Origin of the sequence: Roseibium sp., from assembly GCF_048260565.1 — a bacterium.
GTDB lineage: Bacteria > Pseudomonadota > Alphaproteobacteria > Rhizobiales > Stappiaceae > Roseibium.
This window is the reverse complement of record NZ_JBLXGP010000002.1, coordinates 357989-373947: the sequence shown is the minus strand read 5'-3', so window position 1 is coordinate 373947 and position 15959 is coordinate 357989. Positions and strand designations below refer to the sequence as shown.

Here is a 15959-nt window from a genome sequence, read left to right as displayed (position 1 = left end):
AGGCAAGAAGAGCCACAAAGGATCACTCGAAAGGGGAGTATCTGAAAATGACGAATAGACGCGATTTTCTTAAAAAAGCCGGCCTCGGAACGGTTACTGCCGCCGGAGCCTCCACGCTTGCCGCCCCGGCGGTTCTCGGTCAGGAACCGATCAAGTGGCGCCTGCAGACCTATGCGGGACCGGCCCTTGCCGAACACGTGATCAAGCCGTCGATCGATGCCTTCAACAAGGCCGCCAACGGCGAAATGGTGATTGAGCTCTACACGGCCGACCAGCTGGTTCCGACCGGCGAACTGTTCCGCGCCATGCAGTCCGGCACCATCGACGCCGTTCAGTCCGACGACGACTCCATGGCCTCCCCGACCGAGGTCACCGTCTTCGGCGGCTACTTCCCGTTCGCCTCGCGCTACTCGCTCGACGTGCCGGTGCTGTTCAACCAGTACGGCCTGAACGAAATCTGGGACGCGGAATACTCAAAGGTCGGCGTGAAGCACATTTCCGCCGGCGCATGGGATCCGTGCCACTTCGCGACCAAGGACCCGATCCGCTCCCTCGCCGACCTCAAGGGCAAGCGCGTCTTCACCTTCCCGACGGCCGGCCGCTTCATGGCCCAGTTCGGCGTCGTGCCGGTCACCCTGCCCTGGGAAGACATCGAGGTCGCCGTGCAGACCGGCGAGCTCGACGGCATCGCATGGTCGGGCATTACCGAGGACTACACCGTCGGCTGGGCGGATGTGACCAACTACTTCCTGACCAACAACATCTCGGGCGCGTGGGCCGGATCGTTCTTTGCCAACATGGAGCGCTGGAACGAGCTGCCTGATCACCTGAAGACCCTGCTCCAGCTCGCGATGGATTCTTCGCACTACTATCGCCAGTGGTGGTATTGGGGCGGCGAGGCCTCGCTTCGCGTCAACGGCACCAAGATGGAACTGACCTCCATTCCGGATGCCGAATGGGCGACGGTCGAAGAAGCCGCGGTGAAGTTCTGGGACGAAATCGCCGCGGAGTCCGAAACCAAGGCAAAGGTCGTCGAGATCTTCAAGAAGTACAACGCCGACATGCAGAAGGCCGGCCGGCCTTACCGCTACGGCTAAGCCTTCCTCAAAACTGCCGGTCCGGGGCATTGCTCCGGACCGGTTCCCTGACATAAAGACAAGTCTTATCTTCAGAACGGACAAAGATCCAAATGGCTGGCAATCTGACATTCGATGCGCTCAAGGCTGCGGTTTCCAAGGACGAAATCGACACCGTCCTCACGTGTATCGTCGACATGCAGGGCCGGCTGATGGGCAAGCGGTTCCATGCGCAGCACTTCATCGACAGTGCGTGGGAAGAAACCCATTGCTGCAACTACCTGCTGGCGACCGACCTGGAGATGTATACGGTCGAAGGCTACGCCGCGACGAGCTGGGCCGGCGGCTACGGCGACTACGTGATGAAGCCCGACCTTTCGACCCTGCGGCTGGTGCCGTGGCTGGAAGGCACGGCCATGGTCCTGTGCGATCTCCTCGATCACCACACGCATGAGGAAGTGCCCCACGCACCGCGCACGATGCTGAAGAGGCAGATCGCCCGGCTGAAGGAGCTCGGATACACGGCCAAATGCGCGACCGAACTGGAATTCTTCCTGTTCGAGAAAAGCTTCGACGACATGCGCAAGTCCGGCTTCCGCGATCTGGAGCCGATATCCGGCTACAACGAGGACTACCACATCCTGCAGACCACCAAGGAAGAGGCCGTGATGCGCCCGGTGCGCAATCACCTCTACAAGGCGGGCATTCCGGTCGAAAACACCAAGGGCGAAGCCGAGACGGGCCAGGAAGAACTCAATATCCGCTATTCGGAAGCGATGAACTGCGCCGACTATCACACCATCGCCAAGCATGCGGTGAAGGAAATCGCCTGGGCCAACGGACGTTCCGCCAGCTTTCTTGCCAAGTGGCGCGCCGACAAGGTCGGCAGTTCCACCCACATTCACCAGTCGATCTGGAACGAGAAGAACGAGAACGCCTTCCAGGATCCTTCCGGCGACTACGGCATGTCCGAACTGATGCGCCAGTATGTGGCCGGACTGATCAAATACGCGCCCGACTACACCTATTTCCTGGCACCCTATATCAACAGCTACAAGCGGTTCCAGAAGGGCACCTTCGCACCGACCAAGACCGTGTGGTCCGTCGACAACCGCACGGCCGGGTTCCGGCTTTGCGGCGATGGCACCAAGGCAGTCCGGATTGAGTGCCGGATCGGCGGATCCGACCTCAATCCCTATCTTGCGCTGGCCGCCCAGCTTGCCGCCGGCATCCGGGGGATCGAGGAAAAACTGGACCTCGACCCACCCGTCTCCGGCGACATCTACGAGGCAAAGCGCGCGCGGGAGATCCCGGGGACCCTGCGCGACGCACGCGACACGCTGCGCAAGTCGAAGATGCTGCGCGAAGCCTTTTCCGACGAAGTCGTCGACCACTACGCCCGGGCGGCGGAATGGGAGATCGAGGAATTCGACCGCGTCGTGACCGACTACGAGATCGCCCGGGGCTTCGAACGCGCCTGACCCCGGCCCCGAGGCCCGGGTAAGCGGCCCAAACTCTTGAACTGCCATAGCCGCAATGTTTGCGGTTTTTAGAGGTGCATCATGTCTGAAGTCATCAAGCTCGTCTCTCCCGTCGACGGCTCGGTCTATGCGGAACGTCCCGCACTGGACGAGCCCCAAGTGGAGAAAGTGGTCTCGCTTGCCCGCACGGCCCAGATCGACTGGGCCAACACGCCCATTGCCGAGCGGGTCGGATATTGCCTGAAGGCGCTGGACGCGCTGAAGGCGATGAACGACGAGATCGTTCCCGAACTCGCCTGGCAGATGGGCCGCCCGGTTCGCTTCGGCGGCGAATACGGCGGCGTCGATGAGCGTACCCGCTACATGGCCGATATCGCGGAAGCCGCACTTGCCGACCATATCCCCGCCCACAAGCCGGGCTTCACCCGCTATCTGAAGCATGTTCCGCTCGGTATCGTCATGGTGATCGCGCCGTGGAACTATCCGTTCATGACGGCGATCAACACCATCATGCCAGCACTCATGGCCGGCAACGTGGTGATCCTGAAACATGCCGCCCAGACGCTTCTGGTCGGCGAGCGGCTTGCCAAGGCCTTCGAGATGGCCGGCCTGCCCAAGGGCGTGCTGCAGAATATCGTGCTGACCCACGCGGGCACGGAAAAGCTGCTCGGTTCCGGCCTGATCGACCACATCAACTTCACCGGCTCCGTTGCCGGTGGACGGGCGATCGAGAAGGCGGCCGCGGGTACCTTCGCGACGCTCGGCCTGGAACTCGGCGGCAAGGATCCGGCCTATGTCCGCGCCGACGCGGATCTCGACTACGCCATCGGCAACCTGGTCGACGGCGCCTTCTACAATGCCGGCCAGTGCTGCTGCGGCATCGAACGCATCTATGTCCAGGAAAGCCTCTACGACCGTTTCGTGGATGGCTTCGTCGATCTGACCAGCCAGTACAAGCTCGGCAATCCGCTGGACGAGGAAACCACCCTCGGGCCGATGGCGCAGGCGCGCTTTGCCGCCTGGGTGCGCGAACAGACCGACGAAGCCCTGCGCAAGGGCGCCAAGGCCCATATCGACATGTCCGCCTTCCCGGCGAACAAGGAAGGCACGCCCTATCTGGCGCCGCAGGTGCTGACCGACGTCAACCACCAGATGTCGGTGATGCGCGAGGAAAGCTTCGGCCCGGTCGTCGGTATCATGAAGGTCAAGGACGACGCGGAAGCCCTGCAGTTCATGAATGACAGCCCCTATGGCCTGACCGCCTCGATCTGGACGGAAGACGCCGAGGCGGCCGCCGAGATCGGCGACAAGGTCGAGACCGGCACGGTGTTCATGAACCGCTGCGACTATGTCGACCCGGGCCTTGTCTGGACCGGGGTCAAGGACACCGGCAAGGGCGCCGCCCTTTCGGAAGTCGGCTTCCACAACCTGACCCGGCCCAAGTCCTATCACTTCCGGATCGAGCACTAGACCGAAAGGATGCGGCGTGACTGGCCGTCTGGATCAACAGGCTCTCGTCAATCTCCCTTCTCCCCCCTTGAGGGGGAGATGCCTCCGTCAGGAGACAGAGGGGGTAGCCGCCTTTCCGCATCTTCAAACTTCCCGAGTTACCGAGACGCCGTTCACCCCCCTCTGTCGGCATTTGCCGACATCTCCCCCTCAAGGGGGGAGAAGGGCGTTTGCGGCACCGCTCGGTCTTCACATCCCGAAATTGGCGTCCGGAGCCCATTCCGGCGCCCGAATTGTTTTCCCTCTTAACTCAAAGAGACCAACATGAGCTCACTTCCTTCCGCCAACTGGTCCTATCCCACGTCCGTGCGTTTCGGCGCGGGCCGCATCAAGGAACTTCCCAAAGCGGTGATGGCCGCCGGCATGCGCAATCCGCTGCTGGTGACCGATCCGGGCCTCGCCGGCCTGCCGATGGTCGCCGACGCCATCGCCAGCCTGAAAGAGGCAGGCCTTGAGGCCGCCGTCTTTTCCGATGTGAAGCCGAACCCGCTCGGCAGCAACATTGCGGCCGGTGTGGCCGCCTTCAAGGACGGCGCTCATGACGGCGTGATCGCCTTCGGCGGCGGCTCCGGTCTCGATGCCGGCAAGGTGATTGCCTTCATGTCCGGCCAGACCCGCCCGGTCTGGGACTTCGAGGATATCGGCGACTACTGGAAGCGGGCCGATGAAGCCGGCATCGCGCCGATCGTTGCCGTACCGACCACGGCCGGAACCGGCTCCGAGGTCGGCCGCGCCGGTGTGATCTCCAACGAGGAAACCCACACCAAGAAGATCATCTTCCACCCGAAGATGCTGCCGGCGACCGTGATCTGCGACCCGGAGTTGACCGTGGGCATGCCGCGCATGATCACCGTGGGCACAGGCATGGACGCGCTTGCCCACTGCCTGGAAGCCTATTCCTCGCCGTTCTATCACCCGATGTCCGAAGGCATCGCGCTGGAAGGCATGCGGCTCGTCTTCGAAAACCTGCCGAAGGTCGTCGCGGACGGGTCGGACCTGGAAGCCCGCGGCCACATGATGAGTGCCGCCGCCATGGGCGCGGTCGCCTTCCAGAAGGGCCTCGGCGCGATCCATTCGCTGTCCCACCCGGTCGGCGCGATCTACGACACCCACCACGGCATGACCAATGCGGTGTTCACGCCCTATGTGCTGCAATACAACAAGCCGGCCATCGAACAGAAATTCGAGCGGCTGGCCGGGTTCCTCGGTTTCAAGGGCGGCTACCAGGGCGTCCTCGACGCGATCCTGAAGCTGCGCGAAGACCTGGGCGTGCCGCACACGCTGGCCGGCATCAATGTGGATGGGGAGAAGCGGGAACTGATCGCGGAAATGGCCGTGGTCGACCCGACCGCCGGCGGCAATCCGGTGGAACTCACCAGGGAAGGCGCGCTGGAAATTTTCGACAAGGCGCTTTCGGGCGAAGTCTGAGAGTATTGATAGCGGAGGCCGCGGCGACGCGGCCTCAGGCTATTTTCACGATGTTGCGGCACGGACCGACCGTGTCGTGGTTTATCGCGCATTCGACGCGGTTCCGGCCATTGTGCTTGGCCGCATACATGGCCCGATCGACCGACGCGACGATTTCGTTCATATCGCTGGTCGTCGATATCGATGCCACCCCCGCACTGACGGTGGCGTTCAGCGGTGAACCATTGAAGAACCTGTGGTTCTCCGCGAAGGCCTTGCGCACCCGTTCGGCAACGACATAAGCCGTTTCGACCGAGGCATCCGGCAGGACCACCAGAAACTCCTCTCCGCCATAGCGGCCGAAAAGGTCATTCGGGCGCAAGGCGGTCTGGACGGTGTTCGCAAAGGACGCCAGGATCCTGTCGCCCGCCTGATGGCCCCGGGTGTCGTTGATATTCTTGAAGTGATCCAGATCGAACATCACCATGGAATAGGGCGAGCCGTCCTTTCGGCACCGTTCAAGAAGCCGTTCGGCATCTTCGAAAAATGCCTGCCGGTTCACCGCGCCGGTCAGGCTGTCGGTTTTCGCGGTTTCCAGGATCTTCTGCTCCCTGCGATCCCTGGTCATCAGGATCACGACGACGGCGGTGCCGCCGGCATAGAAGATACTCTCGAAGTGGATAATCCCGAACCAGGTCAGGAGATCCGGCGGCGCGGTAGCGTCGAAGGTACCGGTAAGCTGTTCATAGAAGCCGCCGAGGAATATGACCGCATGTACGGACAGGAGAACCATCAACGCACGCCGTCCGGGGAGCATTTCCTCACCATTCGACCACAGGCTCGCGACCGCCAGCAAGAGATAGACCGTCCAGACGCCGAACTGGACTGCGACCGACCACTTCCGATGATCGATGTCGCCGGGAAGGAGAGAGATGGCAATGAACGCACTCATTCCCGCGACCAGAGCCGCCACGGGAACACGCCGGCCATAGAAAGACTGCACGCCTGCCCAGACCAACGCCGGCGCAAAAGTAAGCGGAATTCCAGCCAGCGCGGGAAGGGACGGATTGTGATAGGCAAATCCGAAGATCAGCAGGGTGAGGCCAACGGTATTCACGCCGTGGGCAACGGCCCACCATAAAAGTGCCGGAACCCGATTGAACTGAAACCACGCTCCGAACAGACACAGGCTGGCAAAGGCCGTGAACAGGGTGTTTGATACCATGAACGTGAGTGTGTCGAGGTGCATCCTTTGGCCTGCCATTTCCGGCGACGTTTACGAAGCGTAAAGAATGAGAATGTCCGCAGACCTGTTTCGATTGCCTTAAGCATGCCGGACATCCACTGAAACCGGACGCTTTCCCCAAGACGTGGTTAATCTGCAGTAAATAAACTCATGTGGCCGCTTCCGGCTCTGCACTCACTTGCCCGGAACCTATGCCACCGGATCTGTAACCGACCATTCCCAAAGTGTAACAGATTGTAATTATTGATCTATCTCAACGGACACACCGAGAAACATGGACTATGTTCAAGGCCTCCCAAGACGTATCCTCCCTGGAGTCCTGCACCAATGCCCTCCTTTGTTTCCCGTTATGCCACCCCGTTGATCACCGGACTGTTCATGGTTTCCCTGGTGTCCGGTATCGCCCTGTTCTTTCATGTCGGCGGAGCCGCATTCCACGGCATGCACGAATGGCTGAGCATGGTTCTGATCGTGCCGTTTATCGCCCATATCTGGAAAAACTGGCGGCCGTTCCTGAACTATTTCAAGCGCTGGCCGATGGCGATCGCGCTTGCCCTGTCCGTGGCCGTTTCGATCCCCTTTGCCATACCGTCCTCCAGCGGGAGCACGGGCGGCAACCCTCTGGTCGCCGTCGCCGGCGCTGTCCAGAACGCGCCGGTCACCGCCGTTGCCGCGCTTTACGGCAAGACACCGGAAGACATGATGGACGCACTCAAGAGCCAGGGCCTGACCGTCACCTCTCCGGACCAGACCCTGCTTGAGGTCGCCAGTGCCAATGACAAGAGCGGTCGCGACGTGATTTTCGCCCTCTCTCAAGTGAAGCGCTGAATACAAACCGCCCGCGTTCCTGGAAGGCGGGCGGCCTCCTCAACCGCTGCGGAAGGTTCTTGCGAGATCCCGAAGCCGGAAAAGCTCGTTGTCTTCCAGGCCGAGCAGTTCGAAATAGTCGGCGAGATTTTCCAGGTAGTCGATGTTCGGACCGAGATAGCCCTCGGCGGCGGCGATCCGCCTTGCGGTTTCCTCCAGGCTCATGGGCGGCAGCAGGAGGGGATTGTCCCGATTGACCAGGAAGGCCATGGCTTCAACCGGTCCGTGGGCGGTCTCAAGCGTCAGGAACTCCGGCTTGTAGGACCGCAGGATCATTTCCCGGCGCCACAGGTATCTGCTTTCCTCTTCCAGGGTTTCCGCGGCCAGCCGGAACACCAGCCCGTTGCAGATGCCGCCGGTATCGAGCCCGGCCATCAGGCCGGGTCGCTCGGGCGTCCCGCGGCCGACCTCGGACAGCAGACAGAAGCGGCGGTGGTACCCCTCCAGACGCGCGCGGCGCACCTCCGTAAAATGGAATGCCGGATCCCACATCAAGGACCCATAGGCAAAGACCCACATGTCCTCTCCCCAGCGACCGTCAAGCGTCTCCAATCTTGAGGCTTCCCGGTTTTCATCGCTTCTGCGCCAGTTTTCCGGCATCCCCAGCGAGCGCATCTGGCGATCCATATGGCTCAGGTCCAGCGTGCGGAAACGGGACTCGTTCGCCGGAATAATCTTGGTCGCAAGGTTCGGATGGTGACGGAACGGGTTCGCAGCGTCCTGCATTTCGGAATGAAAGCCTCGATCTCTTTGTTACAAACGGGTCTTACCGTATTAGCCAACCTTGAAGGCCTTGTCACAAAACCATAAGTAGCGGACCGGATCTTTCAATTTTTTCAAACCGTTTTGACCTCTCTTTTCGGCTTTCGGGAACCCGGTCACATGGCTGCCCTATTTTCGGGAGACGTATCGCCATTCGTAATTTTTACGATCCGTCAAATATCCGGATCCATCGTGATTAACCAATTCTAAATATTACGCTCCAGCAGATGCCGCAGCGGAAGAGTTCTGCTATGATTGACTACGGAAAATTGCCTAGATCCAGGATTTTACATGGGGTGGGGTAGTGGGTTTCCAGGGAGAAAATTCAAGCATTCGCGTTTTCTGAGAAGAACCGCGGTGACAATTGCGCTCGTCTTTCTGCCCTCCTTGTTGCTTGCGCCCCCCGCCCTGGCCGCCATTACCATTCCCTATGACCCGGCTGCCGATCTGCGCCAGATCGCCAAAACCTATCTCGGCGACGCGGATCTCTGGCCTTCCATCCTGAAGGCGAGCGGCGTCGACCGGATTACCGACCTGCTGCCCGGACAAGGCCTGACCGTTCCGACGACAGAAGTTGCCGCAGCACGCACCGCGCTCGACAGTTCCAACGCCCGGATTCAGGATGCGAACGCCGCCGGTGCGCAGGTCTTCGCCTTCGACGAGATCGACAAGGCCATCCGCTTGCACGATGACGCCTTGACCGAGCAGAAGGCCGGCGAATGGCGCAAAACCCTGGAACTTGCCGTTGCCGCTGAAGGCCTGGCTTCCAAGGCCTATGCCCTGGCGGAGAAAAATCGGGACCAGGCAGCCGAGGCGCGCCTCAGCGACCGGCAGGGCTGGGTCGAAGGCCAGCGCCCGGAAGAACTCGGCTGGGAGGATCGTGAGATCAATGCGGTTCTGATCGAAGAGGAAAAGGTGCGCACGCTGTCGCGCTCCACCGCCCAGATCACCTTTCGGGATACAGGCCGGCTTCGGCTCAACGCCAATTCCCATGCCGTTATCCAACGCATGCGCGTCGACCCGCTGAAGAAGCGGGAAGACGCCAAAGTCTCTCTGGTCGAGGGCGACTTCTATGCCTTGCTCGGCGGCGATTCCGATAGAAAGACGCTGCAGGTCGACGTGCCGGACGTGAACGCTCAGATCGACTCCGGCGATTTCTGGGTCCGTCAGGACGTCAGCGGCGCAAAGTTCACCAACTACGATGACCGGCGCGTCGAAATCGCTGCCCGGGGCGACCGGGTCGATCTCGGCCGCAATGAGGGTGTGGTCATCCGTTCCGGTGAAGCCCCGCGTAAAAAGGTCGAACTCCTGAGCTCACCGGACCTGCTGGCCCCCGCAGACGACGGTGAGGTCTATAACCGGATGGCTGATCTCTCCTGGAGCCCGGTAAAGGACGCCGCCGGTTACTGGCTGGAGGTCGCCCGCGATGCGAACTTCAATCACATGGTGGACTCCGTATCGGCCCTGCCCGATACCGCGTTCACCCTGAAGAACCTGGATACCGGCATCTACTACTGGCGGATTTCGGCCCTCGACCAGTTCGGTCTGCCGGGACCGCGCAGCCTCTCTCACCGGTTCGACATGCGGATCGACAACGCACCGCCCTACCTGCGGCTCGATGCACCGGTGAGCAGTGACATCTACCGCGAAGCCTCCGTCGAGGTGAGGGGCGAAAGCGAGCCGGGCGCGCACGTTTCGGTCAACGGGGCCGCGGCCACGGTCGACGAACTGGGGCACTACACTCTCACTGTTCCGCTGAAGCCGGGCATGAACATGCTGACGGTCCTGTCCCGGGATGCCGCCGGCAATGAAACAAAAGTGGCGCGGGAAGTGGTTCATATGCCGGATGCGACGGCGAAAATCACCTTCAATGCCGCGATCCCGCGGCTGTCGGCCAGGCACTTCGTCGCAAACGGCAGCGAGATTTCCCTGTCCGGACTAACGGAAAAGAACGCGAAATTGCAGGTGCTCGGTGCGGACGGCGGCATCCGCGCCAGCGCATCGACCGACGGCGACGGCGCCTTCGCTTTCACGCTTCCGCTCAGCGCCGACGAAAGCGACTTCCAGGTCAACGTGACCAGCGCGTCGGGATTTTCCAGCCGGGACAATTTCATGGTCAGCATCGACCGGGACCCGCCCACGATCGACCTCGACATGCCCCTGCCCCGCCTTACCTCGACGGAGTTCCTGGCGCTGCGCGGTACGGTGACCGACAGCCAAACGGTGAAGCTCAACGGGCGGGTCATTCCGCTCAAGGACACACGCTTCGATGAGGTCATCACCCTGAAAGAGGGTGAAAACACCATCGAGATGTCGGCGGGCGATCTGGCCGGCAACGTCACGGTCGAAACCTGGACCGTGACACTCGACCAGAGCCCGCCGAGCTATGTGAGCCATACGATCAAACCCGGCAGCGGCGGCCGGGTGACAGTCGAAGTCAAGGCGGAGGACGCAAGCGGTCTGGCGAAAGCCGCGCCATTTACCTTGTTGTCGAATGGAACTGAAGTGGACGGCTTCTTGCGCTACAACAAGCTCAGCAGAAGTTACAGGGGCGCAGTGGCGGTCGCCTCGGCTGATATTTCGGGGGTTCGTCTTGCAGGCATCGAGCTGCAGGACGATGCCGGAAACCGGATCCGGGTCCGGTTGAAATGACGGGGATAGTCGCGGGAATGTTTTCAGTCGAAGCGCGCCGCTTTAGGAATATCTGCAGGAAGAAAAAGGCTTTTGCCACTGCCGTTCTGCTAGCGACGGTCGCGCCGGCTGCCGCACAACAGGCGAAGCCGATCGACGTGCCGCTCCTGGTCACCTACGGCGCCGACGCCCCGACCCGCGAGGGCGATCCCACCCATCGGCAGATCATCTATATCGAACTTCCCGACACGCTGGAGGACCGGGTCTATCTGCGCCTGTTCGACCCGGAAAGCGGCGGCGATCACGACCTTCTGTACGGGCCGGCCAATTCCGAGACCCGCTTCGCGCTTTTCGGCGGCGACGGCGCCTTCGCCGGCGACCGCACGATCGGTGACGACGGCGAACCGGTGGAAATCGCCGGCGGTACACTGCTCGCGGAAAAGGCCTACACCGACGACGCGCGCACCGACGGCCAGTGGACCACGATGGCGCTGTTTTCTCCCTCTGAGGGGGAAAAGCGCGGCGACAAGCGGATCTTCCGCCTCAACGTGGAGGGCACGAGCGGCAACGACGGCAATCTCTACGGGGTCGCCATCAGCCTGCGGGACCGTCGCGCCGTGCCGCCTGAAGGCGTCAAGCTCTTCTCCTATGCGCCGACAATCCGGGTCCCCAACACGACGACCCTGACCGAATTGCGGTTCCAGGTGCCGGACCGGGAAACCGAGCTTTCCATCGACAATTTCGATGCGGCCTATGGCAAGCTGAACCTGACCACCGCCTTCCGCTCCGTGCCGCTGAAGCCGTCCGGCCAGGACCAGTGGCGCAGCGAAACCGTCAAGCTGCAGCCCGACGAACAGGGCCAGCCGGCGGCAATCACCCTGCAGGGCGGATCGGAAATTCCCAATGACGCCACCTTCTACATCACGGTGAAGGCGGACAGGTTCCTGCCGCTCGACCTGCCGCCGTTCAACTGGATCCCGAACCGCCGGCCGGAGATCAGCGCCACGGCCACCTTCCTCGACGGCTGCCGCGCCGTTGCCTTCGACGCCTCGCAGACCCGGGATCCGGACGGTAATCGCCTGTCGTTCAAGTGGATCTTCTCCGACGACACGGTCATGGACGGCCCGGCCGTGGTGAAGGATTACGACACGACCGGGCATTTCAAGGAACGGCTCGAAGTCCGCGACGATTCCGGCCAGATCGGCAACGGCAGCGCCAAGACGCTGGATGTTTTCGTCAAGCATCCGCCGGTCGCCCGGATCAATGCGCCTGCGATCGTTGGAACCGGTGAGAGCGTTCTGTTCAATGCCGACACCTCGTCGAGCGAAGCGGCGGATATCGCCCGCTTCGACTGGCATTTCAACGACGGGTTCACGGCGCAGGGTTCGAAGGTGGCACGTGTCTTCGACCAACCCGGCGACTATCTCGTCTCTCTCACGGTCACCGACAATTCCGGGCATCCGTGCGACAACGGCACCATCGAAATTCCGATCCGGGTCAATGCGCAGCCGGTCGCCGAGGCCGGAGCGGACCGGCGCACCGACGTCGGTGCGCAGTTGAGCTTCGACGCGGGCAGAAGCTACGACACCGACGGCAAGATCGTTTCCTATCGTTGGGACTTTGGCGACGGCAACGCCCTGGACGGGGCGAGCGTCGAGCACGCTTTCACGACGCCGGGCACCTACAATGTCGAGCTGACCGTTCAGGACGACGCCGGCGTCAGCAACAGCAAGGCCACCGATACGGCCCAGGTGGTCGTCAACGCGCCGCCGGTCCCGGTCGCGGGCGACGATCTGAGCGTTGCCACCGGCGAGGTGATCACGTTCGACGGCAGCCGCTCCCGCGATCCGGACGGAAAGCTGATTTCCTACCATTGGGATCTGGGCGACGGCGCCAGCGCGAACGGCGAAAAAATCACCTATGCCTTCGCCAAGCCGGGCACCTATCAGGTCCGCCTCTCGGTGACCGACGATTCCGGCACAAAGACCCGAGGACGGTCGGACACGCTGTCGGTACGCGTCAATGCACCGCCGGTGGCAGTGGCCGGCAACGATCAGCTTGTGACGGCAAGCGCGGTCCATTTCGACGGATCGGGTTCGTCTGATGCCGATGACAGCATCGCGAGCTACAGCTGGGATTTCGGCGACGGCACGACCGGCAGCGGCGCGGCGCCCGCCCATGTCTACAAGACGCCCGGAACCTATGATGTTCGCCTGACGGTCACCGACGCGTCCGGCACCATCCGCAACACAGCCTCCGATACCATGCAGGTTGTGATCAACACGCCGCCGATCGCGGATGCGGGCCCCGATCTGATCGGCGCGCCCGGCGAAGAGCTGACGTTCCAGGGCAACCGCTCCATCGACCCGGACGGAGACATCGCGGCTTACGAATGGGACTTCAAGGACGGCACCCTGGAAACCGGCGAAATCGCGACCCATGCGTTCGAAAAGCCGGGTCGGTATTTCGTCCGGCTGAAAGTGACCGACAATACCGGCCAGGTCAGGGCCGTGGACTATGACGAGGCGGAGGTCATCATCAACGCCCCGCCGGTCGCCGATGCCGGCGACGATATCCGGGTGGCCCCGGGCCAGTTGTTCACCCTCGATGCTGGCCGGTCGAGCGACAGCGACGGGACTGTCACCGACTTCCGCTGGGACATTGCCGGGTTGGACGAGCCTGTCTATGCGAAAACCCACGAGATCAAGTTCGATGAACCGGGCACCTACACCGCCCGTTTGACGGTGTCGGACGACAGCGGCGCGGACAACAGCCTGGCGGAGGATGAGGTCACCATCCGCGTCAACCATCAGCCGACGGCGGATGCCGGACAGGACGTCTTCACCGCCAAGAGCCTGGTGATCTTCGACGCCGGCGCATCGTCGGATCCGGACGGCGACGGCCTCAGTTACTCTTGGGACTTCGGGGACGGCACCACGGCGACCGGCGCGCAGGTCGCGCACACCTTTGCCACCGGCGGCAGTTTCCCGGTCATCCTGACCGTCAGCGACGGTACCGGGCTTGCCAACGGCACAAACCGGGACGCGCTCACCGTCACGATCAACCATGCTCCTGTCGCCGTTGCCGGGGAGAACCAGCGCCTGTGCACCGGCGATATTCTGGTCCTGGACGGCAGCAAGTCGTCCGATCCGGATGGCGGTGTCCTGAAATACGCCTGGGACTTCGGCGACGGCTCCGGTTCCGAGATCGTCAATCCGACCAAGACCTACCGGCGCGGCGGCGTCTATTCGGTCACGCTGGCTGTGACCGACGATTCCGGCCTCGGCAATGCCACCGCGCGTGACCAGATCGCTGTCACCGTCGATCAGGCGCCGGTCGCGGATGCCGGCCCGGACATCCGGATCTGCGCCAATACGGAAGCGACCTTCGACGGGTCCAAGTCGTGGGACGCGGACGGTGTCGTCAACCGGTTCCAGTGGGACTTCGGCGATGGCGGATCGAGCGGTGGCGACAAGCCGAAACACACCTACCGGCGGGCCGGAACCTACCGGGCGCAGCTCACCATCGAGGGCGACCGGGTCGGACAGTGCGACATCCGCGCCACTGACGAGGTCAATGTGGAGGTGATCGCCGCTCCCGTGCCGCTGATCGACGCTGCATCCGCCGTTCCTGTCGGTGAACCGATCAGCTTCGACGGCTCGCGTTCCTATCTGGACGGCGGCACGGTCACCGGCTGGTCCTGGGACTTCGGCGACGGCACCCTGGCCGACGGCGCCCTGCAGAAACACATCTTTGAAAAGGCCGGCACCTACCGGGTGGCGCTGACGGTCGACAGCACGGCCCAGTCCAACGACTGCCACATGATCACCGGCTATCACCTGATCACGGTCAACGCGGCACCGGTCGCCGATGCCGGTGAAGACATCGTTGTCGGCATCAACGAGGAGTTCGAACTCGACGGCTCCAGTTCCAGCGACCAGGAAGGCGCCATCGCCAGCCACGTCTGGGACCTGGGCGACGGCACGACGGCGGAAGGCGTCGCCATTCGCCACCGCTACGCCGAGCCCGGACGCTACGAGGTCAAGCTGACGGTGACCGATACGGCAGGCCTTTCCAATTCCAGCGCGACCGATACGGTGACCGTGATCGTCAGCGATGGCGCGACAGCGGTGCTCGATGCGCCTGATGCGGTCTGCGTCGGCGAGCAGGTCACCCTTTCCGCAGCGCGCTCCACCAGCCGGGACGCGCCGATCAGCGCGTTCAGCTGGTCGTTTGGAGACGGCACCACCGCCGACGCGGAAAAAGTCATCAAGCGCTTCGTTTCTCCCGGGCGCTACAATGTCTCGGTGCTGGTCGACGACGGCAAGGGACGCACCTCCAGCCAGCGGCAGGCCTCCAAGGTCATCCTGGTCAATCAGCCGCCCATTGCGGTTGCAGGTCGCAATCTCGCCGCCTGCCCGGGCGTGGCCGTCGCCTTCGACGCCAGAGCGTCCAGCGATCCGGACGGAAGGATTTCCAGGGTCGAGTGGGACTTCGGCGATGGCGATACCGCGGTCGGCATGACCCCGGAACATACCTACGCCAGCCCCGGCACCTATGATGTCACACTGAAGGTGATCGACGATTCCGGCTCGTCCTGTAATGCTCGCGAAGACAGGATGACCGTCGTCGTCAACACGCCGCCGGCGGCCGATGCGGGCCCCGACCGGGAAGTCTTCACCGGCGGTGCGAACGACGCGGAGGTCTTCAGCGCCTGGCGGTCCTACGATGCGGACGGGACGGATCTGTCCCACACCTGGGGCTTCGGTCCGGACGGCCAGCAGTCGGGTGAACGGGTGGCGCACAGCTTCTCGGCGCCGGGCGATTACGAGGTCAAGCTGACGGTTTCCGACGGTTCCGGCCTTTCCTGCGGCACGGCATCTGATACGATCAGGGTGAAGGTGCGGGAAAGAGAAGCCTACTAGGGAACCAGCCCTGAGCTTCCGTTTGGGTCCCGCCCCTGTGGTGGGGACCCGTTGG

At 62.6% G+C, this 15959-nt stretch carries 9 protein-coding genes; 7 read left to right on the top strand and 2 right to left on the bottom strand.

The features are described from left to right. The first annotated feature begins 47 nt into the window (after positions 1 to 47). From dctP to ACN0SO_RS06155, 4 genes are all read left to right on the top strand, one after another. The gene (dctP, locus tag ACN0SO_RS06170) at positions 48 to 1097 is read left to right on the top strand and encodes a TRAP transporter substrate-binding protein DctP (protein WP_417675629.1); all 1050 of its coding nucleotides are present in this window, start codon (positions 48 to 50) and stop codon (positions 1095 to 1097) included. Positions 1098 to 1189: 92 nt separating this feature from the next. Further along, positions 1190 to 2557 (top strand): glutamine synthetase family protein, encoded by a 1368-nt coding sequence (locus ACN0SO_RS06165; RefSeq protein ID WP_417675627.1) that lies wholly within the window; start codon positions 1190 to 1192, stop codon positions 2555 to 2557. Positions 2558 to 2638: 81 nt separating this feature from the next. Then, on the top strand, positions 2639 to 4027 hold the full coding sequence (locus tag ACN0SO_RS06160; protein ID WP_417675625.1) for an aldehyde dehydrogenase family protein: 1389 nt from the start codon (positions 2639 to 2641) through the stop codon (positions 4025 to 4027). A 303-nt stretch (positions 4028 to 4330) separates the two neighbouring features. Further along, the gene (locus ACN0SO_RS06155) at positions 4331 to 5494 is read left to right on the top strand and encodes an iron-containing alcohol dehydrogenase (RefSeq protein WP_417675623.1); all 1164 of its coding nucleotides are present in this window, start codon (positions 4331 to 4333) and stop codon (positions 5492 to 5494) included. Between the two features lie 34 nt (positions 5495 to 5528). On the opposite strand, the gene ACN0SO_RS06150 is transcribed toward ACN0SO_RS06155, so the two are convergent. Further along, the gene (locus tag ACN0SO_RS06150) at positions 5529 to 6722 is read right to left on the bottom strand and encodes a GGDEF domain-containing protein (RefSeq protein ID WP_417675621.1); all 1194 of its coding nucleotides are present in this window, start codon (positions 6720 to 6722) and stop codon (positions 5529 to 5531) included. Between the two features lie 324 nt (positions 6723 to 7046). Here ACN0SO_RS06150 and ACN0SO_RS06145 point away from each other — a divergent pair, with 324 nt between their 5' ends. Next, positions 7047 to 7547 (top strand): DUF4405 domain-containing protein, encoded by a 501-nt coding sequence (locus ACN0SO_RS06145; protein ID WP_417675619.1) that lies wholly within the window; start codon positions 7047 to 7049, stop codon positions 7545 to 7547. A gap of 39 nt (positions 7548 to 7586) precedes the next feature. On the opposite strand, the gene ACN0SO_RS06140 is transcribed toward ACN0SO_RS06145, so the two are convergent. Beyond that, positions 7587 to 8312, bottom strand: a complete 726-nt coding sequence (locus ACN0SO_RS06140) for a gamma-glutamylcyclotransferase (RefSeq protein ID WP_417675617.1) — start codon at positions 8310 to 8312, stop codon at positions 7587 to 7589. A gap of 393 nt (positions 8313 to 8705) precedes the next feature. Here ACN0SO_RS06140 and ACN0SO_RS06135 point away from each other — a divergent pair, with 393 nt between their 5' ends. After that, positions 8706 to 11000 carry a FecR domain-containing protein gene (locus tag ACN0SO_RS06135; protein WP_417675615.1) on the top strand — a complete coding sequence of 765 codons (2295 nt, stop codon included), beginning with the start codon at positions 8706 to 8708 and terminating at the stop codon, positions 10998 to 11000. 17 nt (positions 11001 to 11017) lie between these two features. Continuing rightward, the gene (locus tag ACN0SO_RS06130; protein ID WP_417675613.1) at positions 11018 to 15904 is read left to right on the top strand and encodes a PKD domain-containing protein; all 4887 of its coding nucleotides are present in this window, start codon (positions 11018 to 11020) and stop codon (positions 15902 to 15904) included. Positions 15905 to 15959 lie beyond the last annotated feature (55 nt).